The sequence below is a fragment of the Salmonella sp. SAL4457 genome, from assembly GCF_046548235.1.
GTDB lineage: Bacteria > Pseudomonadota > Gammaproteobacteria > Enterobacterales > Enterobacteriaceae > Salmonella > Salmonella enterica.
Genome location: NZ_JBGDZO010000002.1, coordinates 204218 through 228522 on the forward strand (window position 1 = coordinate 204218; position 24305 = coordinate 228522).

Here is a 24305-nt window from a genome sequence, read left to right on the forward strand (position 1 = left end):
TGCTACCAGCGTACTACGGCCTCAAATCCACCTTCCGCGGCGTTGCCAAACGACACCGTCATGCCGTGTAGCGTAGCGATGCGGCGGACGATTGATAATCCCAGACCGCTGCCGGTCACACTTTGGCCAGGCGGGCGGTAAAAACGCTCGCCGATATGCGTCAGAATCTCTGGTGCTACGCCGGGGCCATTATCTCTGACGGTGAAGCTGCGGGCATGTAAGGTAACATCGACGACGCTGCCCTGCGGACTGTAGCGAATCGCATTATCCAGCAGGTTACGCACTAACAGGCTTAAGAGTAGCGGCTGACCGGTACGTATGACGTCATGGGCGTTAAGCTGTAAACGCACGTCGATATTCGCCTGCTGCGCCGGATGATAAATATCCATTACCGCGGACTGCAGCAGTTCTTCCAGCGAAATCTCCGCCACATCCTGCAAATTATTGAGCGAGTCGAGACGCGATAATGTCAGTAGCTGATCGACCAGCCGCGTGGCGCGATCGATCCCCGCATGGAGCTGGGTCAGCGCTTTATCACGCGATAGCGGATCGTCGCCCGAGAGCTGCGCCACCTCGGTTTGTACTTTCAGCGCGGCCAGCGGGCTGCGCAATTCATGGGCAGCGTCGGAGGTAAATCGCCGTTCGCGCACCATCATGGAGTGGATGCGGCTAAAAAGCTGATTAAGCGCTTCGACCAGTGGGCGAACCTCGCTCGGTACGCCTTTGGCGTCGAGCGGCGTTTCCGATTCCGGCGACCGGAAGCGTAGCGCCTGCGCCAGTTTTTTCAACGGTCTGAGCTCGCGGTGAAGCAGGAGCAATAAAATCAGCAGCATGAAGGGAAGGGCGATCAGCCACGGCGTTAATTGCGCCGCCACGATCGCCAGCGCCATATCTTCGCGGTAATCCCACTCCTGACCGACGACGATACGATACTTGCCGTCCGCCGAGTTCAACCACAAAAAACGCCAGAGGTCGTTGTCATCCTTCAGATAGCCATTGTCGAAACCTTCCCGGCGATAGCGATACGGAATATCCTGGCCGTTGTCGCCATCATGCAGCAACATTTTGCCGTCAGCGGAAAAGATGGCGAACGCCAGCGCATCGTCATCGATATGCCCATGTTTTAATTTCTTTGGCGTATGCGCCATGCGCTGCGGGGCGTTGATCTCGTTAAGATCGAGGGTGCTAAGCCGTCTGGCGAACAACATCAACTGTGTGTCAAACAGCTCGTCGACATTATCCGTCGTCTTTCTCCAGGCCACAAAACTGGAGATTGCCCAGGTGATGGAGACCAGAATCAGGAAAATAAGCGTCAGCCTGACGCGCAGGCTGAGACGTTGCGTCAATTTCATGCGTCACCCAGGGTGTAGCCGATGCCGTGTACGGTGCGAATAAATTCGCTGCCGAGCTTGCGGCGTAAATGATGAACATGGACTTCCACTGCATTGCTGGACACGTCGTCATCCCAGTTATACAGCTTCTCTTCAATAAGCTTGCGCGGCAGCACGCGACCTTTGTTGCGCAGTAAGAGTTCCAGCAACGCGAACTCTTTTGGTTTTAAGGCCAGCGGTTCGCCGGCAAGCGTCGCGACGAGATTGCCTGGATTGAGCGTCACCTGGCCGTGGCGCAATTCGCTACTGGCCTGACCGCTGGCGCGGCGTACCAGCGCCTCCAGACGGGCGGCGACCTCAATGAGCGCGAAAGGTTTACATAAATAGTCATCGGCGCCCAGACGTAGCCCCTCGACGCGCTCTGCTAACGCGTCGCGCGCCGTCAGGATCAGTACCGGTTCCTGTTTACCCTTTTCGCGCCATTCGCGCAAAATATCCCGTCCGTCCATGCCTGGCAGCGTCAAATCTAAAATAACCGCATCATAAGGCGCGCTGTAAAGCGCCTCTTTGCCCGGACGTCCCTCGGTAAACCAGTCGACGCTGAAACCCATTTTACTCAGGCCCGCTTTTATGCCATCGCCAATAAGTGTGTCATCTTCTACCAGTAAAATTCGCATCTGTTCTTCCTTGCGGTAACTCGCGTTACCGTCAGTTAACCTTGTCGCCGCAGGCGATGTACAGAAAAAAAGATTCTTTTTTTGCCTTAAGAAGTTGTTAAGGATTACCTTATTAAATGGATCTGAAACGACATGAAATGAAAGGGAAAAGTAATCATGAAAAAATTAGCTGCAATCGTTGCCGTTATGGCACTTTGTTCTACCCCGGTTCTGGCGGCTCAGCAGGGCGGTTTCTCCGGCCCGTCGGCGACGCAAACGCAAGGCGGCGGATTTGTCGGCCCGAACGGCAGCAGCACGACGGTAGAGAGCGCTAAATCGCTGCGTGACGATGCGTGGGTAACGCTGCGCGGGAATATCGTCGAGCGCATTTCCGACGACCTGTATGTGTTTAAAGATGCGACCGGTACTATCAATGTGGATATTGACCACAAGCGCTGGAACGGCCTGACCGTAACCCCGCAGGATACCGTTGAAATTCAGGGTGAAGTGGATAAAGACTGGAACTCTGTCGAAATCGACGTAAAACAGATTCGTAAAGTGAATCCGTAATCCCACATTGCGCAAGATCGGTCAGGATTCACAGCCGCCCGGTGGGCAGAATAGGCCACAAGGAGGCAGTGATGAATGACCTGATCAGCGCGGCTTATTCCGAACGTCTGCGGCGCGTTTGCGACCACATTGAGCGTCATCTGGATGAGCCACTGTCGATTGAGGCGTTAAGCCGGATGGCGCACAGCTCGCCGTTTCATTTTCACCGGCAGTTTACCGTCTGGAGCGGGCTTCCGCTCTATCGCTATATCCAGTGGCTGCGTTTGCGCCGGGCGTCATGGCGGCTGGCGTTTAATCCGCAAGATAAAGTTATCGATATCGCGCTGGATGCCGGATTTCAGAATCCGGAGTCGTTCACACGTGCTTTCAAAACCGCGTTTGGTCAAAGCCCGCGCCGGTTTCGGCAATCGCCGGACTGGCTGGCCTGGCACCAACGCGTTCCTAAACTTGCGTTACAGGAGCAGCATGTCATGGACGTAAAAATCGTTGAATTTCCACCTACCCGCGTCGCGATGCTGACGCATCTGGGGCATCCGGATAAGGTCAACGCCAGCGCGGCGAAATTTATTGCATGGCGGCGCGAAACGGGGCAGTCGCCGATTGCCAGCAGTCAAACTTTTGGTATTGCCTGGCACGACCCGCAGACGACGCCGCCGGATCAATTCCGCTTTGATATCTGCGGCAGCGTCCACCAGCCGATAGCCGAAAATGACGTTGGCGTGGTGAATAGCGAGATTCCTGGCGGGCGCTGCGCGGTGGTGCGCCATCAGGGATCGCTCGACAGCCTCCCGGAGAGCGTGTGGTATTTATTCCGCGAATGGCTACCCGCCAGCGGTGAGACGCTGCGCGATTTTCCGGTCTTCTTCCAGTACCTGAATTTCGTCCATGAGGTCGCGGAACATGAGCTGCTGACGGATATCTATCTGCCGCTTCGTTAACTTCCTCGCAACCTGTCTCACGGTTTGTGACTCAGACCGTGAGATAGGGTATTATCTGCGGCAATATTGCCGTCCGAACGGTCAGCATGCAGATTGAGGATCCCCTGTTAATGAGCGATATGGCAGAGCGCCTTGCGCTACATGAATTTACGGAAAACGCCTACTTAAACTACTCCATGTACGTGATCATGGATCGTGCGTTGCCGTTTATTGGCGACGGCCTGAAGCCGGTACAGCGCCGCATCGTCTATGCGATGTCAGAGCTGGGGCTGAACGCCAGCGCTAAATTTAAAAAATCCGCCCGTACCGTCGGTGACGTACTGGGTAAGTATCATCCGCACGGCGACAGCGCCTGCTATGAAGCCATGGTGCTGATGGCGCAGCCGTTCTCTTACCGTTACCCGCTGGTCGATGGCCAGGGAAACTGGGGCGCGCCGGATGATCCGAAGTCATTCGCGGCAATGCGTTATACCGAATCTCGCCTGTCCAAATATGCCGAGCTGCTGTTAAGCGAACTCGGCCAGGGGACGGCGGACTGGGTGCCAAACTTCGACGGCACGATGCAGGAACCGAAAATGTTACCGGCGCGTCTGCCGAACATCCTGCTGAACGGCACCACCGGTATAGCGGTGGGGATGGCAACAGATATCCCGCCGCACAACCTGCGCGAAGTGGCGAAAGCGGCGATTACGCTGATTGAGCAGCCGAAAACGACGCTGGATCAGTTGCTGGATATCGTCCAGGGGCCGGATTACCCGACCGAAGCGGAGATCATTACCCCACGTGCGGAAATTCGTAAAATTTACGAAAACGGGCGGGGCTCCGTGCGTATGCGCGCGGTATGGACCAAAGAAGACGGCGCTGTGGTAATTTCCGCGCTGCCGCATCAGGTGTCTGGCGCGAAAGTGCTGGAGCAGATTGCTGCGCAGATGCGTAATAAAAAACTGCCGATGGTGGACGATCTGCGCGATGAATCGGATCACGAAAACCCGACGCGTTTAGTGATTGTGCCACGCTCCAACCGTGTGGATATGGAACAGGTGATGAACCATCTGTTCGCCACCACCGATCTGGAAAAAAGCTACCGTATTAACCTGAACATGATCGGTCTGGATGGTCGTCCGGCGGTGAAAAACCTGCTGGAGATCCTCACCGAGTGGTTGGCGTTCCGCCGCGACACGGTGCGCCGTCGTCTGAACTATCGTCTGGAGAAAGTGCTTAAGCGCCTGCATATCCTCGAAGGTTTGCTGGTGGCGTTTCTCAACATCGACGAAGTGATTGAGATTATCCGTAGCGAAGACGAGCCAAAACCCGCGCTGATGTCGCGTTTCGGCATCAGCGAAACCCAGGCGGAAGCGATTCTCGAACTGAAACTGCGCCATCTCGCCAAACTGGAAGAGATGAAAATTCGCGGCGAGCAGGACGAGCTGGAAAAAGAGAGGGACCAGTTGCAGGGCATTCTCGCGTCCGAACGCAAAATGAATACCTTGCTGAAAAAAGAACTACAGGCGGACGCCGATGCCTATGGCGACGATCGCCGTTCTCCGCTGCGTGAGCGCGAAGAAGCTAAAGCGATGAGCGAACACGATATGCTGCCGTCCGAACCGGTGACTATCGTGCTGTCGCAGATGGGCTGGGTGCGCAGCGCCAAAGGTCATGATATTGATGCGCCGGGGCTTAACTATAAAGCGGGCGACAGCTTTAAAGCCGCGGTGAAAGGTAAGAGCAATCAACCGGTGGTGTTTATTGATACCACCGGGCGCAGCTATGCTATTGATCCCATTACGCTTCCGTCGGCGCGTGGGCAGGGCGAGCCGCTGACCGGCAAACTCACGCTGCCGCCGGGGGCGACCGTAGAGCATATGCTGATGGAAGGCGATGACCAGAAACTGCTGATGGCGTCGGATGCGGGCTATGGCTTCGTTTGTACGTTTAACGATCTGGTTGCCCGTAACCGTGCCGGTAAGGCGTTGATTACACTGCCGGAAAATGCGCACGTCATGCCGCCGCTGGTGATTGAAGACGAGCACGATATGCTGCTGGCGATTACCCAGGCCGGACGGATGTTGATGTTCCCGGTAGACTCTCTGCCGCAGCTGTCGAAAGGCAAAGGGAATAAGATCATTAATATCCCCTCTGCGGAAGCGGCGAAAGGCGATGATGGACTGGCGCACCTGTACGTGCTGCCGCCACAAAGCACTCTGACTATCCATGTCGGGAAGCGCAAAATCAAACTGCGCCCTGAAGAGTTACAAAAGGTGGTCGGCGAACGCGGACGCCGTGGCACATTAATGCGCGGCCTGCAGCGTATCGATCGCATTGAGATTGATTCGCCGCATCGCGTAAGTCATGGCGACAGCGAAGAGTAAGAGAGGGGCGCCCGTAGGCCGGACAAGGCATCTAAGCCGCCATCCGGCGCTCTGCCGTTGCCGGATGACGACGCAGTAGCGTCTTATCCGGCCTACGGTTTCAGATCGGATTAACATTAAAATTTCCCGTAAAACCGTTGTTTATTCGTGCATTGCGATTAACAATACGTTTTTCCAGAGAGCCACACTTACCAAAATCCTAACCTGAATTTCAGGTGACGTAGAATGCCGGGCTCTTAGGCCTTCAGAGGTTGTTATGCTATATATTTTTCGTCTTATTGTTACCGTTATTTACTCCATTCTGGTCTGTGTTTTCGGTTCTATTTACTGCCTTTTCAGCCCACGTAACCCAAAACACGTGGCGACGTTTGGGCATATGTTCGGCCGTCTGGCCCCGCTGTTTGGCCTGAAAGTGGAGTGCCGCAAACCCGCCGACGCGGAAAATTATGGCAATGCTATCTATATTGCTAACCACCAGAATAATTATGATATGGTCACGGCGGCGAATATTGTGCAGCCGCCAACGGTGACGGTGGGGAAAAAAAGCCTGCTTTGGATCCCGTTTTTTGGGCAACTGTACTGGCTGACTGGTAATCTGTTGATTGACCGTAATAACCGCGCCAAAGCGCATAGCACCATTGCGGCAGTGGTTAACCATTTTAAAAAGCGCCGTATTTCTATCTGGATGTTCCCTGAAGGTACGCGTAGCCGGGGACGCGGTCTGCTGCCGTTTAAAACCGGCGCGTTTCATGCGGCTATCGCGGCTGGTGTGCCGATCATTCCTGTCTGCGTTTCCAACACCTCTAACAAAGTCAATCTAAACCGCCTGAACAACGGACTGGTTATTGTGGAAATGCTGCCGCCAGTCGATGTCAGCGAATATGGTAAAGATCAGGTTCGCGAGCTGGCGGCCCACTGCCGTGCGTTAATGGAGCAAAAAATCGCGGAACTTGATAAAGAGGTTGCGGAACGTGAAGCGACCGGTAAGGTTTAAGCAGTCTTACTCTGTTATTGTAGAAATCATTTTTTCAGGCACAACTCTTTAGCCTGTTTTACATGGAGCTTATATGTCATTCAGTCGGCGTCAGTTTCTTCAGGCATCGGGAATCGCACTATGTGCAGGCGCGATTCCCCTCAGGGCGAATGCTGCCGGTCAGCAACAGCCGTTGCCTGTTCCGCCGTTGCTGGAGTCCCGTCGCGGGCAGCCGTTGTTTATGACGCTACAGCGAGCGCACTGGTCCTTTACGCAAGGCACGCGCGCGCCGGTCTGGGGAGTGAACGGTCGTTATCTGGGGCCGACAATCCGCGTCTGGAAAGGCGATGACGTTAAACTCATCTATAGCAACCGCCTGGCGGAAAATGTCTCCATGACGGTTGCTGGTTTACTGGTGCCGGGGCCGCTGATGGGTGGCCCGGCGCGTATGATGTCGCCGAACGCGGACTGGGCGCCGGTGCTGCCGATTCGTCAGAGCGCCGCCACGCTGTGGTATCACGCTAACACGCCTAACCGCACTGCGCAGCAGGTGTATAACGGCCTGGCCGGAATGTGGCTGGTCGAAGACGACATCAGTAAAACGCTGCCCATTCCGAACCATTACGGCGTGGATGATTTTCCCGTCATTATCCAGGATAAACGGCTGGATAACTTTGGGACGCCGGAGTACAGCGAACCGGGAAGCGGTGGTTTTGTCGGCGATACGCTGCTGGTGAACGGCGCGCAAAGCCCCTATGTCGAAGTGTCCCGCGGCTGGGTGCGGTTACGGTTGTTGAACGCCTCGAACTCGCGGCGCTATCAGCTTCAGATGAGCGATGGCCGGGCGCTGCATGTGATTTCAGGCGATCAGGGCTTTTTACCTGCGCCGGTTTCCGTCAAACAGTTGTCACTGGCGCCCGGCGAGCGACGTGAAATCCTGGTTGATATGACCAACGGCGACGAAGTCTCGATCACCTGCGGGGAAGCGGCCAGCATAGTCGATCGGATTCGCGGTTTCTTTGAGCCTTCCAGTATTCTGGTTTCGACCCTGGTGCTGACGTTACGGCCAACCGGATTGCTGCCGCTGGTGACCGATAATCTGCCGATGCGTCTGTTGCCGACGGAGATCATGAGCGGCGCGCCTGTCCGCAGTCGGGACATCAGTCTTGGCGACGATCCGGGGATTAACGGCCAACTGTGGGATGTGAATCGCATTGATATTACCGCCCAACAAGGCACCTGGGAGCGCTGGACGGTACGCGCCGATATGCCGCAGTCGTTCCATATTGAGGGCGTCTCTTTCCTGATTCGTAACGTCAACGGCGCTATGCCGTTCCCGGAAGATAGAGGCTGGAAAGATACCGTCTGGGTGGATGGGCAAGTCGAACTGCTGGTCTATTACGGTCAGCCGTCCTGGCCGCACTTCCCGTTCTATTTCAACAGCCAGACGCTGGAAATGGCTGACCGCGGCTCGATTGGGCAAATGCTGGTGAATCCTGCGTCGTAAAGCGTCCGAGTACGGGTCTGAATAGCGCAGACCCGTCAGGGTTTTCAGGAAGGAGCAAACAGCGTGGGAAGCAGCAGACTCAACTGCGGGAAGTAGCAAATCATCGCCATGACCACAAAGAGTGCCAGAAACATCGGTAATAGCGGTTTGACGACTTTATCAATACTGATTTTGCCGATACTGCAACCGACGAACAAAATAGTGCCTACCGGGGGCGTACACAGTCCGATGGTTAAATTGAAAACCATAATAATGCCAAAATGGACAGGGTCGATTCCCAGATGTTGAGCAATGGGAAGGAAAATAGGCGTAAAGATTAGAATAGCCGGGGTAATATCCATAAACGTCCCGACGAGTAACAAAATGAGATTGATAATCAGCAAGATGACCCATTTATTTTCGGACACGCTGGTAATCATTTCATTAATCAGTTCAGGAACATCGGCATTGGTCATCGCCCATGACATTCCCATTGAGCAGCCGACCAGTAAGAGAACAATAGAGCTGGTTACTACCGAATCCAGCAGAATATCGCGCAACTTACTCACATTAATTTCTCGATAAATGGCCGCCAGCGCCAGGCTATAGATTACCGCGATCGCAGAGGCCTCTGTTGGCGTAAATACGCCGCCGATAATGCCGCCGATAATAATAAATATCAGCAACAGGCTGGGCAATGAATCGCGGAATACCGACAGAAACTGCCGCAGGTTGATGCGTTCGGCAACCGGGTAATGGTGGCGATGGGCATACAGCGCCGCTACCGTCATTAAAGCCAGCGCGGTTAAGATGCCGGGCAGGTAGCCCGCCAAAAACAGGGCGGCGACAGAGGTGCCGCCGCTAGCCAGCGAATAGACAATTAGCACATTGCTGGGCGGGATCATCAGGCCAATCGGCGCCGAAGCGACGTTGATCGCCGTAGAGAACGCCGGAGAGTAGCCCTCTTTTTCCTGTAATGGCGACATGATGCCGCCCACCGCAGCCGCAGAAGCGACAGCCGAGCCGGATATCGCGCCAAACAGGGTGTTCGCCAGAATATTGCAGTGCGCCAGCGAACCGGGAAGGCGGCCAACTAACGCCTGAGCCAGATTCACCAGGCGCCGGGCGATTCCCCCGGTATTCATAATATTGCCGGCTAACACAAAAAAGGGGATCGCCAGCAGCGTAAAGCCATCGAGACCGACGGTCATTTTTTGCGAAATAACCGAGATTGCCGCATCCGGGGGAAGGGCTATCAGGATTGAGAATAAGGACGACAGCCCGATAGCGAATGTAATAGGAACGCCGACCGCCAGCATAATGGCAAAGCTGCCAAATAAAACAATTATTGGGTAAATATATTCAAAGTCCATATATCCCTCGTTAGCGAAGATGGCGCTGATGATAATTATCAATAACGTTCACAATGGTGTAGTACACCAGGATGACGCCGCTAATCGGCATGACCCAATAGACTTTATCCATAGGCCATTTTAATACCGGGGACATTTGGCTGACGCGCGCCGCTTTTTCAACAATAATATCACCGCCGTACACCATAAAAATCAGCGCGAACACGGTAATAATCACCTGAATGATACTGTCGAGCACGAGGGCGGGCGTTCGGGAGAGTTTTTGCGCTAACAAATCGATAGCTAAATGTTTTTTTAATCCGGCGGTATAGACGCCGCCTAACAGAATCATCCACATAAAAAGAATCTGGGTGAATTCGTCGAGCGTGCTGCTTGGCGCGTTGAATATAAAGCGCGCCGCCACCTGCCAGGATACGCAGGCAACCATGATCGCCAGAATAATACAGCAGCACCCGGCCAGTATTTTGTTCAGTGCATTGGTGAGTATTCGCATATTACATCCTGTAAAGGGCAGGAGAACCCTGCCCGGCAGATTTACATATTCTCGATGTATTCCAGATCCTTCGCTGATTGAGCGTCTTTTGCGCGGAACTCATCAAACAAGGGCTTAACACGCTGTTTGAACGCGGATTTATCAATATCAACAACGGTCGCATTCATGGCCTTCATGCTCTCATAAGCCTCTTTTTCCGCGGCGGGCCAGATGACGTCTTTCATTTGCTGCATGGATTCATCTGCGGCTTTATATAACGCTTTCCGCTCTTTATCGCTCAATTTGTTAAGTACTTTGGTACTGATGACCAGGACATCCGGCACCATCGTGTGCTCGTCGCGGGAATAGAATTTCGCCACCTCCGCATGACGCATATCGGCATAAACCACGGGGTTGTTTTCGCCGCCATCGACCACGCCTTGCTGGAGCGCGGTATAGAGTTCGCCTTGCGCCATCGGCGTCGGCACGCCGCCGAGCGCTTTCACCATCGCGATAGCGCTGGGGCTTTGCTGCACTCTGATTTTCATACCGGCTAAATCGTCGGGTTGAGTGATGGGCTTACTGGCGTAAAAACTGCGGGCGCCGCCGTCGTACCAGGTTAAGCCGACGAAGCCTTTGCTTTCGGAGGACGCGAGAATGCGTTTCCCTAAGTCGCTTTTCAGTACGTTGTAGTAGTGATCGCGGTCACGGAATAAAAACGGCAGGCTAAACACGCTATATTCCGGCGCAAAAGACTCCAGCGATGCCGCATTGACTTTCACCATTTGCAGAGCGCCGGAGTTCATCAATTCCAGCGATTCACGTTCGTTGCCCAGCGTGGCGTTGGGGTAAATACGAATATTTAATTCGCCGTCCGAATAGGCTTTCGCTTTATCGGCCAGATAGCTCATCGCTTTGTGAACGGCGTGGCTTTTATCCTGATTGTGGCTCAGTTTCAGCGTGGTTTTGGCGAGCGCTGGAAATGCCAGTAGCAAACAGCCGGCCAGTAATACCGCTGATGTTGTGAATGAACGTGTGTTTTTCATATCTGCTTCCTTATAGGTTGGGATTCCTGTGGTTATCGTTGATTAATTAATAACCTGCTGATACGTAAGGTGTTGCGTTGGGGAAAGGCGTGGTGATGGTGTTCTTTATCCCCTGAATTCTGTCAGCCAATTTAATTTAATCAATAGACCAAAGAAAGAGATCTGGTTCACAGAAGAAAGTCATGGTAAAAACAGTGTCGTGAGCAATTCAGCGAAGTTTTTTTATATATTGCTGATAATGTGATGTTTTTTTACTTTTTGTTGTTATGGCGATACTGCGTTTTTAGACGTGGGTATAATTAATTGCATACCAATTTGAAGATATTCATAAGACCAATTTCAAACACCTCAGGCCAGGCCGTTGAAAGTTGTTTCTATTTCGCGCCAGCCCTGCATATAAGGCGATAATCTCCTTCATTTTCGCTATAGATACGGCTTATAATCCCCGACCTTTGATTATTTTTTTGCCAATCGTTTTGGAAGCAATATGAGCGCTATCTCCCTGATCCAACCGGATCGCGACCTTTTCTCCTGGCCGCAGTACTGGGCCGCCTGCTTTGGGCCGGCGCCGTTTTTGCCGATGTCACGTGACGAGATGGATCAACTTGGCTGGGATAGCTGCGACATTATTCTGGTAACCGGCGACGCCTACGTCGACCATCCGAGCTTCGGCATGGCGATTTGCGGTCGTATGCTGGAAGCGCAGGGCTTCCGCGTGGGGATCATCGCCCAGCCGGACTGGAACAGCAAAGACGACTTTATGCGTCTGGGAAAACCGAACCTGTTCTTCGGCGTCACCGCCGGCAACATGGACTCGATGATCAACCGTTACACCGCTGACCGTAAGCTGCGCCACGATGACGCCTACACCCCAGATAACGTCGCGGGCAAACGCCCGGACCGCGCCACGCTGGTCTATACCCAGCGTTGCAAAGAAGCGTGGAAAGATGTCCCGGTGATCCTCGGCGGCATTGAGGCCAGTCTGCGCCGTACCGCGCATTACGACTACTGGTCTGATACTGTGCGTCGTTCAGTGTTAGTCGATTCCAAAGCCGACATGCTGATGTTTGGCAACGGCGAGCGTCCGCTGGTGGAAGTGGCGCACCGTCTGGCAATGGGCGAAACCATCGATCAGATTCGCGACGTGCGTAACACTGCGATTATGGTTAAAGAAGCGCTGCCTGGCTGGAGCGGCGTCGACTCCACTCGTCTGGACACGCCGGGTAAAATCGATCCAATTCCCCATCCCTATGGTGAGGATCTGCCGTGCGCGGATAACAAGCCGGTCGCGCCGAAAAAGCAGGCAGCTAAAGCGATTACCGTGCAGCCGCCGCGTCCGAAGCCGTGGGAAAAAACCTATATCCTGCTGCCATCCTTTGAAAAGGTGAAAGGCGACAAGGTGCTGTACGCCCATGCGTCGCGTATTCTGCATCACGAAACTAACCCTGGCTGCGCGCGGGCGCTGATGCAAAAACACGGCGACCGCTATGTCTGGATCAACCCGCCCGCCATACCGCTCTCCACTGAAGAGATGGATAGCGTGTTTGCGCTGCCGTATCAGCGTGTGCCGCACCCGGCTTACGGCAATGCCCGTATTCCGGCCTATGAGATGATCCGCTTTTCGATCAATATCATGCGCGGCTGCTTTGGCGGCTGCTCTTTCTGCTCGATCACTGAACATGAAGGGCGCATCATTCAGAGCCGCTCGGAAGACTCTATTATCAACGAGATCGAAGCGATCCGCGACACGGTGCCGGGGTTTACCGGCGTGATCTCCGATCTGGGCGGTCCTACCGCGAACATGTATATGCTGCGCTGTAAGTCGCCGCGTGCGGAGCAGACCTGTCGTCGCCTGTCATGCGTCTATCCGGATATCTGTCCGCATATGGATACTGACCATACGCCGACGATCAATCTTTATCGCCGCGCCCGTGAGCTGAAAGGCATTAAGAAAATCTTAATTGCCTCCGGCGTGCGCTACGACATCGCTGTAGAAGATCCTCGCTACATTAAAGAGCTGGCAAGCCATCATGTGGGCGGCTATCTGAAGATTGCGCCGGAGCATACTGAAGAAGGTCCGCTGTCGAAAATGATGAAGCCGGGTATGGGCAGCTACGATCGCTTTAAAGAGTTATTTGACCTTTACTCTAAACAGGCCGGAAAAGAGCAGTATCTGATCCCGTATTTTATCTCCGCGCATCCGGGCACGCGGGACGAGGATATGGTGAATCTGGCGCTGTGGCTCAAGCGCCACCGCTTCCGTCTGGATCAGGTGCAGAACTTCTACCCGTCGCCGTTGGCGAATTCGACCACCATGTATTACACCGGCAAAAACCCGCTGGGTAAAATTGGTTATAAGAGTGAAGATGTGGTGGTGCCGAAGGGAGACAGGCAACGTCGCCTGCATAAGGCGCTGCTGCGTTATCACGATCCGGCGAACTGGCCGCTGATTCGCCAGGCGCTGGAAGCGATGGGGAAAAAGCATTTGATTGGCGGTCGCCGTGAGTGTCTGGTGCCTGCGCCGACCATTGAAGAGATGCGCGAAGCGCGTCGCCAGAACCGCAACACGCGCCCGGCGTTGACCAAGCATACGCCGGTGGAACATCAGCGGCAGGGGCTTGCTGCGAATAAGAAGCGCGGGAAAGGCGCAGGGCGTTAATTACCTTTGAATCTGTTGCTTCTGGAAGCTAATGTTTCTGGAAGTAACAGACATCTAAATATATTGTGTCGATCTTTAGTAATTGCTAAATTACGGGGAGCTTTATATTTTATTTAAATATTATTGATTGTATAAATTAATTATATATTACCTTAATGATTAAGGCATGATGCTTGTATACAGCCCCAGAGGAGGGGATATCATGGGTATGATTATTATTCCCTGTTTTATCGTAATTGCTATAATAGCTGTTGTTATATTCATAATGGCTATTAAAGCATGTAATATGGAAAAACGTGAAGACAGGCAAATGACTCTTGCAGGGATAATTTTAATGGGTGTTATTGCCGCTATTCCTGGATGGTTTTTGTACGAAATATTTAGCCACGCGCCGTAATATTTAACCTACCAGGGTTGATATATTAAAATAGATAAGAAGTATATAATCTAAGGTATAATGCCTGACGTCGCTGCGCTTATCAGGTCTATGAATAGCACAGTTTTGTAGGCCGGATAAGGTGCTTACACCGCCATCCGGCAGAAGTGCTCCGTATTTATGCCTCACGAATTCTGGCCGCCAGCGCGGCCAGTTTTTCATCATCAGCCCGTTCATGATCGTGTGACGACAGATATCCTTCATACTGTTCGAAAAATTTATTCTGCCGCGATTCAATCGGTTTCCAGTGGGTTAAATCGCCAGTACCGTGCATGGGGCTTAATTTACTGTGCACATGGTCTACGCCGAAACCTTCGAAGAACATTCCCGTACGACTGACATCCGGGAAAGCCTTATCCAGTTTCTTAGCCACTTTTTGGGTCGCCAGCATCAGGTCCGCTAACGCCTGCGGCGGTAGATCGAACGCGTAGCTGGGGTAATGTTTTTTCGGGATCACTACGGTAAACCCATCGGTATTCGGAAAAATCGACAAAAAAGCCAGGTGATGCTCATCTTCCCAAACTTTATGACAAGGTGCTTTACCTTCAACTATTTGACAGAAAATGCAGGTCATTCCATTTCTCCGTTAACCGAGGGGCTTATCGATGAGTTAAGCGTTTAATACAACCCTAACACTTTCCACCATGCGAGGCCGACTGTCAAAAAGACCGCCTGATTAAAGAGACTGATAATAAATCCCGTTCGCCACCAGACGCCCGTCGGTACATAGCCGGCGCCAAATAGAATGGGGCCGCGTGCGTGGGTATACTGCGTAAGAGAGCAGTACAGGCTGCTGGTAAACGCCAGCATGAGCGCCATCGGCGCCGCCGGGATATTCAGATGCAGACCGACACCCAGAAACACCGCATACAGCGCGGCGATTTGCGCGTTGCCGCTGGCGAAAAAATAGTGGGTATAAAAATAGGCTGCGTTAAGCAGCAGCAGGATGATTATCCAACTGGTTCCATGCATCGTACTGCCGATGCTGTCGCCAATCAGGTTGCCAAACCAACTGGTGAATCCTAGTTTCTTCAACTGGTTAGCCATCATCAGCAGCGCGGCAAACCAAATCAACGTATCCCAGGCGCCTTTTTCGCTTTTAACGTCTTCCCAGGTGAGCACGCCGCTCAGTAATAAAATCGAGAGACCGACAAAAGAGGCCGTCGTGGCATCCACGCCGAGCGAGCTGCCAAAAATCCATAGCACCAGCAACACGCCGACGGTCGCCAGCATGAGCCACTCGCCGCGCGTCATACTGCCCATTTGCGCCAGCTCTTTGCGCGCCAAATCCGGCGCATCCGGCGTATGTTTAATTTCCGGACGCGTCAGCCAGTAGACCAGCAGCGGGACGATAAGAAAAGAGACCAGGCAAGGCAGGAGCGCGGCGATAAACCAACTTCCCCAGCTCAACGTAACGCCGGCGTTCGCCGCCAGTTTTACCGCCAGCAGGTTACCCGTATAACCGGTCATAAACAGTGCGGCAGTGACGTCGTTAACATTGCCAATACAGGTGATCAGAAAGGTGCCGATTTTGCTGCGAGACTCATCTTCCGGATGTGAATCAAAGCTGCGCGCCAGCGAGTCGGCGATCGGGTAAATCACGCCGCCGCAGCGCGCGGTGTTACTGGGCATCGCGGGGGAGAGGATCAGATCGGCAAACGCCAGACCATAAGCCAGACCCAGCGTTCGTTTACCTAACAGACGGATCATTTGTAGGGCGATACGCCGACCCAGCCCGGTTTTGATAAACCCACGGGCAATCATAAAGGCGACGACGATAAGCCAGATCAGCGAACTGTTCAGCTCGCTCAAGGCCGTGGTAATCGCGCCGCTGGCCGTTTTGTCGCCGGCAGCATAGGCGAGCGCAAAGACGGTGATACCAATAATACCGACCGCGCCAATAGGCAGCACTTTCGCCACGATAGAGGCGATCGTCGCGACAAAAATAATCGCGGAATGCCAGGCCGGCGCGCTTAACCCGGAAGGGGGCGTTAGCTGCCACAGTCCGGCGGCGATAACCAGAATAAGAATGAATGGGAGCCATTTGACGCCCTGAGATTTTTTTTCCGCCACAATCACACATCCATAAATATTTTATATGTATTAAGTAAATTCATAATAAATATGAATAAATATTCACAAAATCAGAATAATTCTGCGCTTGTGTGTGGGGGGAATATACTGTTAAATGCGCGTAATTGTTTCTTAATGTTTCGGAATGCAAAAAAGCCCGACGACATCGTCGGGCATGGCGTGCGATAAATCCGGCTTAACCGCCGAACTGATCCGGATCGGGGCCGAGGCGTTTGCCTTGATCCAGTTTTGCGATCTCGCCTAATTCATCTTTATCGAGACGGAAATCCCAGACAGCAAAGTTTTCCGCGATACGGGAAGGGGTGACGGATTTCGGAATGACGACCAGCCCGCAGTCCAGATGCCAGCGAATAACAATCTGGGCGGGCGTTTTGCCGTATTTATCCGCCAGTTCGCGAATCACTTTCTGATCGAATACGCCTTCGCCGCCCTGCGCCAGCGGGCTCCAGGACTCGGTCTGGATTTTATGCGTCGCATTCCACGCATGTAGCTGGCGCTGTTGCATCAAGGGGTGAAGCTCGATCTGGTTGATCACAGGGGGAACGCCGGTTTCATCGATCAGACGCTGGAGGTGATGGATCTGAAAGTTACAGACCCCGATACTCTTTACCAGCCCCTCTTTTTGCAGCGCGATCATGCCTTTCCAGGCGTCGACATAGTGATCGATAGCCGGTACGGGCCAGTGCATCAGATAGAGATCGAGATAATCAAGCTGCAGTTTTTTCAGGCTCTCCTGCAGGGCTTCGCGGGGACGTTTTTGATCGTCATTCCACAACTTGGTGGTGATAAACAGCTCTTCCCGCGCTACGCTCGCTGCTTTTAGCGCTTTGCCGACGCCTTCTTCATTCTGATATGCTGTGGCGGTATCAATCGATCGATAGCCCACCTCCAGCGCTTTATGAATCGCCGCGATCACCTCTTCATTGCTTGCTTTCCAGACTCCCAGCCCAAGTTGTGGCATTACGTTGCCATCCTGTAGCCTGATAATGGTTGGATTAGCCATGATGTGTTCCTCTTTTAATTGGCTCGCCGGAGTCGGGTCCGGCGAGACTAAGTGACTTAAGTCTGGACGAAATGGCCAAAAACGAAAGTCAGAGGCGAAAAAACCTTAGCGCGCCGCTTCATAAATCCGACGGCTGACATCCAGCGTAATATCCTGATTTTCACCTAAATTTGTGCATCCATGCGCCTCAAGTTTAGCCAGTAGCGCCGGAATAGTGCTGCCATCCAGACCGTAATCGGACAGACGGGTAGGCACGCCCATCTGTTCAAAGAAACGGCGGGTGGCGGCAATGGCGGCATCAATACGCTCGTCGTCGGAACCGTCGGTGATATTCCATACACGTTCAGCATATTGCAGGAGTTTTGCACGTTTAACGTCTCGTTTTTCGTTCCATAGCGCAGGCAGAATGATAGCCAGCGTCTGGGCATGATCGAGACCGTGCATCGCGGTAAGCTCATGGCCCAGCATATGCGTCGCCCAGTCCTGCGGAACACCAGCGCCAATCAGGCCATTCAACGCCTGAGTAGCGGCCCACATCACGTTGGCGCGGACGTCATAATTTTCAGGCTCTTGCAGCGCTTTGGGACCTTCTTCGATCAGTGTGAGTAAAATACCTTCGGCGAAACGATCCTGAATTTTGCCGTTAACCGGGTAAGTGACGTACTGCTCAACGGTATGGACGAAAGCATCCACGACGCCGTTCGCAACCTGGCGCGGCGGCAATGTATAGGTGTAGACCGGGTCCAGTACGGCAAACACCGGTTGCACGAACGAGGAGTGGAAGGCTTGTTTGTCGCCAGTGGTTTTACGGGAAATGACTGCGCCGGCGTTCGATTCTGAGCCGGTTGCCGGTAGGGTTAGCACAGAGCCCATCGGGATTGCGCTACGAATCTCAGTACCGCCGGTTTCCAGAATGTGCCACGGATCGACGCCGTCCGTATACTGCGCCGCTGCGGCGATAAATTTGGTGCCGTCCAGTACGGAACCGCCGCCAACGGCCAGCAGGAAGGTAATATTTTCGTCGCGCACAAGCTGCACGGCCTTCATCAGCGTTTCATAGGACGGGTTCGGTTCAATACCGCCAAACTCCCGAACATCCAGTCCTTTTAACGCTTCCTGAACTTGCGCCAGTACGCCGGTCTTTTTCACGCTACCGCCGCCATAGGTAATCAGCACGCGGGCGTCCTGCGGGATTTGATCGCGAAGATCGACGATAGCGCCTTTACCAAACAGAATGCGGGTAGGGGTATGTAATTTGAAATTGTTCATTGCTCATTCCCTTATGTGGGTAAAAAGAGGGCAGGCGGCTGTCTGCCTGATGGTCATCATTGTGGTCTTGTGAGGGATGTCTCTCAATGCACATTTCTGCCAATGTTTTGCCTATTTCTCCAGAATGCTGGAGAAAATCGCTAAAAATGCGCACAATCCAGCGGAGTGGATTTGATGAAAAAATGGCGCGTTATGAATCGTGAAGCAATTTGCTTACAGTTGGCGGATAAAATTAATCATTTAAAAAATAATGATAAAATAATCAGCGAGCGGCTGGCGGGCATTCGTCTGTTGTATGGTGTTGAACCGGGGCCGCGCACGCCGGTCATGTATCAGCCTGGCATCATATTTCTCTTTTCCGGCCATAAAATTGGCTATATTAACAAGCGCAAGTTTCGTTATGACGCTAATGAATATCTCTTACTGACTGTGCCGCTCCCTTTTGAATGCGAGACTTGGGCGACGCCGGAGGTACCGCTGGCCGGCATTCGGCTCGACATTGATGTACTGCAACTGCAAGAGTTGCTCATGGACATTGGCGAAGATGAGCGTTTCCAGTTGCCGATGGCGGCCAGTGGGATTAACTCCGCCACGCTGTCGGACGAGATTTTATGCGCGGTGGAAAGATTACTGGATGTGATGGAGCGCCCGCTGGATGCGCGGATTCTGGGAAAACAAATTATTCGCGAAATTCTTTATCATGTGCTGATGGGGCCGCGCGGCGGGGCGCTGCTTGCGCTGGTTAGTCGCCAGACGCACTTTAGCCTGATCAGTCGCGTACTTAAACAGATCGAAATGAAATACACCGAGAACCTGAATGTTGAGCAACTGGCGGCAGAAGCGAACATGAGCGTGTCGGCGTTTCACCATAATTTTAAGGCGGTCACCAGCACCTCGCCGTTGCAGTATTTAAAAAGCTACCGACTGCATAAAGCGCGGATGATGATGATTCACGATGGTATGAAGGCCAGCGCCGCGGCGATGCGGGTCGGCTATGAGAGCGCATCGCAGTTTAGCCGGGAGTTTAAACGTTATTTTGGCGTTACGCCGGGCGAAGATGCGGCAAGAATGCGGACAATGCAAGGGAGCTAAGTGGGGCATCCCGCCACGGGTCAACGAAGCGTAACCGGGCCATCCTGGCCGATTATGGATACGTCAGGCGTTACAGTATTTCTTTTTAATCACCACGACCAGCGTACCTAACAGTCCGGCGACCAGTAGCGCGACGGGAAGGATCATTAAAAATGTCATTACCTGGTCTTCATGGCGCTTAACAAACGGGATCATACTGAGCGCGTAGCCGAAGCTGGTCACGACAGTCACCCACAGCAGGCCGCTTAACCAGTTAAAAAACTGAAACCGGCGGTTGGACAGGCCGGAAATACCCGCCATTGTTGGCAGCAGAGTGCGGACAAACGCCAGAAAGCGCCCGGCAAGCAACGCTAACAAACCGTGGCGGTCAAACATGCAGGTGGCGCGCTGATGATATTTTGCCGGAAGCTGCGCCAGCCAGCCTTTGACGGTACGCGTATTACCGAGCCAGCGTCCCTGGATATAACTTAGCCAGCAGCCGAGACTGGCCGCGGTGGTGAGAATGCCAATCGTCGGCAAAAAATGCATCACATCCTGGGCGATCAACGCGCCTGCCAGTAGCAGCAGACTATCGCCAGGTAAGAATGACGCTGGCAGCAGACCGTTTTCTAAAAATAGCGTGGCGAACATGACAAAGTAGACGACGCTAACAACGTGTGGATTCGCCAGCGCGGCAAAATCATGTTGCCAGAGCGCAGCGATAATATCTTGAATGACAGCCATGAACTTTCCTGTGGAACAGCATTTATGCTTTTATTCGCCTATTGTACTCCTGAATCGTCCGGGATGCCTTGATCCCGGACGCAACAAACGCAGACTTTTCCACGGAAATTGTCTGCATATATGTCCATCCCCGGCAACTTTACACAATTCTGGCGAAGCCGGCGGCTAAATCAGCGATCAAATCATCAACACTCTCTAAACCAATATGCACCCGAACCAGCGTACCGGTAAAATCTACGCCGCCTGCGGGACGAATCGCGGCGATCTGTTCCGGCTGATTAGCAATAATCAGCGATTCGTAGCCTCCCCAGGAGTAGGCCATACTGAACAGCGAAAAGTTATCCAGATAGGCTGATAATTCTGCCTCGGTCAGCTTTTTATTGAGCACAAAGGAGAACAGGCCGCTGCTACCTGTAAAGTCTCGTTTCCAGAACGCATGACCTTTGCTACCCGGCAGGGCCGGATGATTAACGCGCGCGACCTGAGGATGGTTCGCCAGCCATGCGGCGATTTTGAGGCTGCTTTCTTGATGCTGGCGCAGTCGGACACCGAGTGTGCGCAGACCGCGGCTGGTCATATAAGCCGTGTCGGCGTCGAGCATTTGCCCCATCAGATAGGCGTTTTCCCGCAATTGTTCCCAGCAGCGCGCATTTGCAACGGCAGTCCCGACCATCGCATCAGAATGACCAATCAGATACTTAGTGCCCGCCTGGATAGAGATATCAATATCGAATTCCAGAGCTTTGAACAGAACGCCAGCCGCCCAGGTATTATCAATCATGATGACGGCTTCTGGCGCGACGCGTCTGACCGCACTAACAATGCTCGGAATATCATGTACTTCCATGGTAATAGAACCGGGGGATTCCAGAAATACGACTTTCGTGTTCGGCTGAATATGTTGCGTGATATCAGCGCCGATGAGCGGGTCGAACCAGCTTGTCGTCACGCCCAGTTTGCCGAGAATTTTGCTGCAGAAATCCTGGCTGGGTTCATAAGCTGTGTTGGTCATCAGGATGTGGTCGCCCTGCTCAACGAATGCCAGAATGGTGTTGGCGACCGCCGCCGCGCCGCACGGGAAGAGCGCGCATCCGGCGCCGCCTTCCAGTTCACACATGGCTTCCTGGAGCGAAAAGTGGGTCAGCGTTCCCCGGCGTCCGTAAAATAATTCGCCGTTGGCGAGATTGCGGGTAGCGTGTTTTTTGGCCTCGACGGTGTCAAACACCAGTGAAGAAGCGCGTTGAATCACACTATTCACTGAGCCAAGCGTGTATTTTTTGCTGCGTCCTGCGTTTACCAGTTTGGTATCCAACTGTTTATCCGTCATGTTGCGTTTCCTGATTTTAACCGTCTGGATGTCTAAACTAGCATGAATATAACCATCTGCACCCTGGCGACGTGTGATACAGATGAAAATTTTGCCAAAATAAAAACAGGTGGCTTTTTTAATGCGTAAGCGCAAAGAAAAAGCAGTAAAGGTGCGGCAGTATGTAAATAGTAATGAGAACGACTATCAATTCGACGTTGTTTTGATATTATTATGCTCAGATTTTGTGATTTGCGTCCTGGAGATACAGAGTGGGTAATAATTTGATGCAGACGGATCTTTCCGTCTGGGGCATGTATCAGCACGCCGATATTGTCGTGAAGTGCGTGATGATTGGTTTGATTCTGGCGTCAGTCGTCACCTGGGCTATCTTCTTCAGTAAAAGCGTTGAATTTTTCACTCAAAAGCGCCGCTTAAAGCGCGAACAACTGCAATTAGCCGATGCGCGCTCTTTAGATCAGGCTTCCGACATTGCGGCAGGTTTCAGCGCAAAAAGCCTCAGCGCACAGCTCATCAATGAAGCGCAGAATGAACTGGAACTCTCTCAGGGCAGCGAAGATAACGAAGGGATTAAAGAACGTACCGGCTTCCGTCTGGAACGTCGCGTCGCAGCGGTGGGCCGCTACATGGGACGAGGCAACGGTTATCTGGCGACGATCGGCGCCATTTCCCCCTTCGTCGGGTTGTTTGGCACCGTATGGGGCATTATGAATAGCTTCATCGGTATTGCGCAAACGCAGACCACCAACCTGGCGGTGGTTGCTCCTGGTATTGCGGAAGCGCTGCTGGCGACGGCGATTGGGCTGGTAGCCGCGATCCCGGCGGTCGTCATTTACAACATCTTCGCACGTCAGATAGGCAGTTACAAAGCGACGCTGGGCGACGTGGCGGCGCAGGTATTGCTGCTGCAAAGCCGCGATCTTGATCTGAATGCGAGCGCCAGTGCGCAGCCGGTACGCGCCGCGCAGAAATTACGGGTAGGGTAATGCGTCATGGCAATGCGTCTTAACGAGAACCTGGATGACAACGGCGAAATGCATGAAATCAACGTGACGCCGTTTATCGATGTCATGTTGGTTCTGCTGATTATCTTTATGGTGGCTGCGCCGCTGGCGACGGTGGACGTCAAGGTGAATCTGCCCGCTTCTACCAGTACGCCACAGCCGCGTCCGGAAAAACCGGTTTATCTGTCGGTGAAAGCGGATAACACCATGTTTATCGGTAACGATCCGGTGACGGATGATACGATGATTGCCGAGCTAACGGCCCTGACGGAAGGGAAAAAGGATACTACGATTTTCTTCCGTGCGGATAAAACCGTAGAGTATGAAACCCTGATGAAAGTGATGGATATGCTGCATCAGGCGGGCTATCTCAAGATTGGTTTGGTCGGCGAAGAGACCGCGAAAGCGAAATAAATATTCTGCTGATACTGTAGGCCGGGTAAGGCGAAGTCGCCACCCGGCTTTTTTTATTGCCTAAGATGGCGCCTTGCTTAACAGAATTGCGCCACCTTAATCGACTTCATGCGTTAGCCTAAATGTTCCCCGCCGCACACGCCGTGCACTTCTGCGGTAACGTAACTTGATTCCTGGCTTGCCAGATAGACATACACCGGCGCCAGCTCTGCCGGTTGACCGGCCCGCTTCATTGGCGTCTGCTGGCCAAACTGCGGAATTTTATCCTGTGTTTGGCCGCCGGAAATTTGCAGCGCTGTCCAGATAGGGCCAGGCGCGACAATATTCACGCGAATTCCTTTTTCCGCCACCTGTTTCGCCAGGCCGCGGCTGTAATTAAGGATTGCCGCCTTGGTTGCCGCATAATCCAGCAGGTGCGGACTGGGCTGATACGCCTGGATAGACGACGTTGTGATAATACTGGCGCCTTTTGGCAGCAGCGGAATCGCTTCCTGGGTTATCCAGAACAGGGCAAAAACGTTAACGGCGAAGGTTTGCTGAAATTGCTCGCTGGTCAGATCTTTTATCTCCGGGATTGCCGTCTGTTTACCGGCTACCAGCGCCAGAATGTCCAGCCCGCCCAGCGCTTCACGCGCCTTATGGACCAGCGAACGGGCGAAAGATTCGTCGCTAAGATCGCCTGGCAATAACACCGCTTTACGGCCGCACTCCTCAATCAGCGCTTTAACCTGCTGAGCGTCCTCTTCTTCCGCTGGCAGGTAGTTGATCGCGACATCTGCGCCTTCACGCGCGTAAGCGATAGCGGCAGCGCGCCCAATCCCGGAGTCGCCCCCTGTCACCAGCGCCTTACGATCTTTAAGGCGACCACTGCCGACATAACTTTTTTCACCACAGTCAGGAACAGGCGTCATTTTCGCCTGGACGCCGGGCGCCGGCTGTTTTTGCTTAGGATACTCGCCGGTGTAATACTGCGTGGTAGGGTCGTATAGATGAGACATTGAGCTTCTCCCTTCAGGTTAAACACCCTTTAAGCGTAGACACTTTTACTACCGTAAGAGGGAGAATCAGAA

Annotated in this window: 21 protein-coding genes and 1 pseudogene; 10 read left to right on the forward strand and 12 right to left on the reverse strand. The window is 53.2% G+C overall.

The annotated features are described in order from the left end of the window. Positions 1–2 precede the first annotated feature (2 nt). Positions 3–1352 (reverse strand): quorum sensing histidine kinase QseC, encoded by a 1350-nt coding sequence (gene qseC, locus ACLJNW_RS08590; RefSeq protein WP_000779327.1) that lies wholly within the window; start codon positions 1350–1352, stop codon positions 3–5. Continuing rightward, the gene (gene qseB, locus ACLJNW_RS08595) at positions 1349–2008 is read right to left on the reverse strand and encodes a quorum sensing response regulator transcription factor QseB (protein ID WP_001221574.1); all 660 of its coding nucleotides are present in this window, start codon (positions 2006–2008) and stop codon (positions 1349–1351) included. Before qseB ends, qseC begins: the two co-directional genes overlap by 4 nt. A gap of 156 nt (positions 2009–2164) precedes the next feature. Between qseB and ACLJNW_RS08600 the strand changes: the two genes are divergently transcribed. From ACLJNW_RS08600 to ftsP, 5 genes are all read left to right on the forward strand, one after another. After that, positions 2165–2557: a YgiW/YdeI family stress tolerance OB fold protein gene (locus ACLJNW_RS08600; protein WP_000731552.1), complete on the forward strand. Its 393-nt coding sequence runs from the start codon at positions 2165–2167 to the stop codon at positions 2555–2557. A gap of 71 nt (positions 2558–2628) precedes the next feature. Continuing rightward, positions 2629–3495, forward strand: a complete 867-nt coding sequence (locus tag ACLJNW_RS08605) for a GyrI-like domain-containing protein (RefSeq protein ID WP_000998795.1) — start codon at positions 2629–2631, stop codon at positions 3493–3495. 110 nt (positions 3496–3605) lie between these two features. Then, on the forward strand, positions 3606–5864 hold the full coding sequence (gene parC / locus ACLJNW_RS08610; protein WP_001281855.1) for a DNA topoisomerase IV subunit A: 2259 nt from the start codon (positions 3606–3608) through the stop codon (positions 5862–5864). Positions 5865–6120: 256 nt separating this feature from the next. Beyond that, positions 6121–6858, forward strand: coding sequence for a 1-acylglycerol-3-phosphate O-acyltransferase (plsC, locus tag ACLJNW_RS08615; protein ID WP_000965730.1), 738 nt, complete (start codon positions 6121–6123; stop codon positions 6856–6858). A gap of 73 nt (positions 6859–6931) precedes the next feature. Then, positions 6932–8344 carry a cell division protein FtsP gene (gene ftsP, locus ACLJNW_RS08620; RefSeq protein WP_000010658.1) on the forward strand — a complete coding sequence of 471 codons (1413 nt, stop codon included), beginning with the start codon at positions 6932–6934 and terminating at the stop codon, positions 8342–8344. Positions 8345–8388: 44 nt separating this feature from the next. Here the strand turns inward: ftsP and ACLJNW_RS08625 are convergent, their stop codons facing one another. Genes ACLJNW_RS08625 through ACLJNW_RS08635 form a run of 3 tightly spaced genes read right to left on the reverse strand, consistent with a single transcriptional unit; the run spans position 8389 to position 11214 of the window. Next, on the reverse strand, positions 8389–9696 hold the full coding sequence (locus ACLJNW_RS08625; protein ID WP_000345261.1) for a TRAP transporter large permease: 1308 nt from the start codon (positions 9694–9696) through the stop codon (positions 8389–8391). Positions 9697–9706: 10 nt separating this feature from the next. Further along, the gene (locus ACLJNW_RS08630; protein WP_024154693.1) at positions 9707–10189 is read right to left on the reverse strand and encodes a TRAP transporter small permease; all 483 of its coding nucleotides are present in this window, start codon (positions 10187–10189) and stop codon (positions 9707–9709) included. A 41-nt stretch (positions 10190–10230) separates the two neighbouring features. Beyond that, positions 10231–11214, reverse strand: coding sequence for a TRAP transporter substrate-binding protein (locus ACLJNW_RS08635; RefSeq protein ID WP_000799370.1), 984 nt, complete (start codon positions 11212–11214; stop codon positions 10231–10233). Positions 11215–11701: 487 nt separating this feature from the next. On the opposite strand from ACLJNW_RS08635, the gene ACLJNW_RS08640 reads away from it, so the two are divergent. Both ACLJNW_RS08640 and ACLJNW_RS08645 read left to right on the forward strand, forming a co-directional pair. Beyond that, on the forward strand, positions 11702–13873 hold the full coding sequence (locus ACLJNW_RS08640; protein ID WP_023203796.1) for a YgiQ family radical SAM protein: 2172 nt from the start codon (positions 11702–11704) through the stop codon (positions 13871–13873). Between the two features lie 202 nt (positions 13874–14075). Beyond that, positions 14076–14270, forward strand: coding sequence for a hypothetical protein (locus tag ACLJNW_RS08645; protein ID WP_000525382.1), 195 nt, complete (start codon positions 14076–14078; stop codon positions 14268–14270). A 157-nt stretch (positions 14271–14427) separates the two neighbouring features. Here the strand turns inward: ACLJNW_RS08645 and ACLJNW_RS08650 are convergent, their stop codons facing one another. The 4 genes and pseudogenes from ACLJNW_RS08650 to yqhD form a co-directional block, all read right to left on the reverse strand. Further along, complete coding sequence (locus ACLJNW_RS08650; RefSeq protein ID WP_000128242.1) at positions 14428–14883, reverse strand: HIT family protein; 456 nt, start codon at positions 14881–14883, stop codon at positions 14428–14430. A gap of 44 nt (positions 14884–14927) precedes the next feature. Then, positions 14928–16413, reverse strand: a pseudogene (locus ACLJNW_RS08655) (DASS family sodium-coupled anion symporter). A 165-nt stretch (positions 16414–16578) separates the two neighbouring features. Further along, positions 16579–17406 (reverse strand): 2,5-didehydrogluconate reductase DkgA, encoded by an 828-nt coding sequence (gene dkgA / locus ACLJNW_RS08660; RefSeq protein ID WP_023203797.1) that lies wholly within the window; start codon positions 17404–17406, stop codon positions 16579–16581. Between the two features lie 105 nt (positions 17407–17511). Then, positions 17512–18675 carry an alcohol dehydrogenase gene (yqhD, locus tag ACLJNW_RS08665; RefSeq protein ID WP_001058722.1) on the reverse strand — a complete coding sequence of 388 codons (1164 nt, stop codon included), beginning with the start codon at positions 18673–18675 and terminating at the stop codon, positions 17512–17514. Between the two features lie 192 nt (positions 18676–18867). On the opposite strand from yqhD, the gene ACLJNW_RS08670 reads away from it, so the two are divergent. After that, positions 18868–19767: an AraC family transcriptional regulator gene (locus tag ACLJNW_RS08670; RefSeq protein WP_001078198.1), complete on the forward strand. Its 900-nt coding sequence runs from the start codon at positions 18868–18870 to the stop codon at positions 19765–19767. Between the two features lie 63 nt (positions 19768–19830). Here the strand turns inward: ACLJNW_RS08670 and yghB are convergent, their stop codons facing one another. Both yghB and metC read right to left on the reverse strand, forming a co-directional pair. Next, positions 19831–20490, reverse strand: coding sequence for a DedA family general envelope maintenance protein YghB (yghB, locus tag ACLJNW_RS08675; protein ID WP_000268444.1), 660 nt, complete (start codon positions 20488–20490; stop codon positions 19831–19833). Between the two features lie 139 nt (positions 20491–20629). Then, a complete protein-coding gene (gene metC / locus ACLJNW_RS08680; protein ID WP_000130262.1) occupies positions 20630–21817 on the reverse strand; it encodes a cystathionine beta-lyase in 1188 nt (395 codons plus the stop codon). 251 nt (positions 21818–22068) lie between these two features. Between metC and exbB the strand changes: the two genes are divergently transcribed. Continuing rightward, entirely contained in the window at positions 22069–22803 is a 735-nt protein-coding gene (exbB, locus tag ACLJNW_RS08685) for a tol-pal system-associated acyl-CoA thioesterase (protein ID WP_000527859.1), read from the forward strand. A gap of 6 nt (positions 22804–22809) precedes the next feature. Further along, positions 22810–23235 carry a TonB system transport protein ExbD gene (gene exbD, locus ACLJNW_RS08690; protein WP_001251476.1) on the forward strand — a complete coding sequence of 142 codons (426 nt, stop codon included), beginning with the start codon at positions 22810–22812 and terminating at the stop codon, positions 23233–23235. 113 nt (positions 23236–23348) lie between these two features. Here exbD and ACLJNW_RS08695 read toward each other — a convergent pair whose 3' ends face one another. After that, positions 23349–24233 carry an SDR family oxidoreductase gene (locus ACLJNW_RS08695; RefSeq protein WP_000019032.1) on the reverse strand — a complete coding sequence of 295 codons (885 nt, stop codon included), beginning with the start codon at positions 24231–24233 and terminating at the stop codon, positions 23349–23351. Positions 24234–24305 lie beyond the last annotated feature (72 nt).

Bases quoted from the DNA above. Each gene is read 5' to 3' on its own strand.
- qseC (WP_000779327.1), bottom strand. From the start codon at position 1,352: ATGAAATTGACGCAACGTCTCAGCCTGCGCGTCAGGCTGACGCTTATT.
- qseB (WP_001221574.1), bottom strand. From the start codon at position 2,008: ATGCGAATTTTACTGGTAGAAGATGACACACTTATTGGCGATGGCATA.
- ACLJNW_RS08600 (WP_000731552.1), top strand. From the start codon at position 2,165: ATGAAAAAATTAGCTGCAATCGTTGCCGTTATGGCACTTTGTTCTACC.
- ACLJNW_RS08605 (WP_000998795.1), top strand. From the start codon at position 2,629: ATGAATGACCTGATCAGCGCGGCTTATTCCGAACGTCTGCGGCGCGTT.
- parC (WP_001281855.1), top strand. From the start codon at position 3,606: ATGAGCGATATGGCAGAGCGCCTTGCGCTACATGAATTTACGGAAAAC.
- plsC (WP_000965730.1), top strand. From the start codon at position 6,121: ATGCTATATATTTTTCGTCTTATTGTTACCGTTATTTACTCCATTCTG.
- ftsP (WP_000010658.1), top strand. From the start codon at position 6,932: ATGTCATTCAGTCGGCGTCAGTTTCTTCAGGCATCGGGAATCGCACTA.
- ACLJNW_RS08625 (WP_000345261.1), bottom strand. From the start codon at position 9,696: ATGGACTTTGAATATATTTACCCAATAATTGTTTTATTTGGCAGCTTT.
- ACLJNW_RS08630 (WP_024154693.1), bottom strand. From the start codon at position 10,189: ATGCGAATACTCACCAATGCACTGAACAAAATACTGGCCGGGTGCTGC.
- ACLJNW_RS08635 (WP_000799370.1), bottom strand. From the start codon at position 11,214: ATGAAAAACACACGTTCATTCACAACATCAGCGGTATTACTGGCCGGC.
- ACLJNW_RS08640 (WP_023203796.1), top strand. From the start codon at position 11,702: ATGAGCGCTATCTCCCTGATCCAACCGGATCGCGACCTTTTCTCCTGG.
- ACLJNW_RS08645 (WP_000525382.1), top strand. From the start codon at position 14,076: ATGGGTATGATTATTATTCCCTGTTTTATCGTAATTGCTATAATAGCT.
- ACLJNW_RS08650 (WP_000128242.1), bottom strand. From the start codon at position 14,883: ATGACCTGCATTTTCTGTCAAATAGTTGAAGGTAAAGCACCTTGTCAT.
- dkgA (WP_023203797.1), bottom strand. From the start codon at position 17,406: ATGGCTAATCCAACCATTATCAGGCTACAGGATGGCAACGTAATGCCA.
- yqhD (WP_001058722.1), bottom strand. From the start codon at position 18,675: ATGAACAATTTCAAATTACATACCCCTACCCGCATTCTGTTTGGTAAA.
- ACLJNW_RS08670 (WP_001078198.1), top strand. From the start codon at position 18,868: ATGAATCGTGAAGCAATTTGCTTACAGTTGGCGGATAAAATTAATCAT.
- yghB (WP_000268444.1), bottom strand. From the start codon at position 20,490: ATGGCTGTCATTCAAGATATTATCGCTGCGCTCTGGCAACATGATTTT.
- metC (WP_000130262.1), bottom strand. From the start codon at position 21,817: ATGACGGATAAACAGTTGGATACCAAACTGGTAAACGCAGGACGCAGC.
- exbD (WP_001251476.1), top strand. From the start codon at position 22,810: ATGGCAATGCGTCTTAACGAGAACCTGGATGACAACGGCGAAATGCAT.
- ACLJNW_RS08695 (WP_000019032.1), bottom strand. From the start codon at position 24,233: ATGTCTCATCTATACGACCCTACCACGCAGTATTACACCGGCGAGTAT.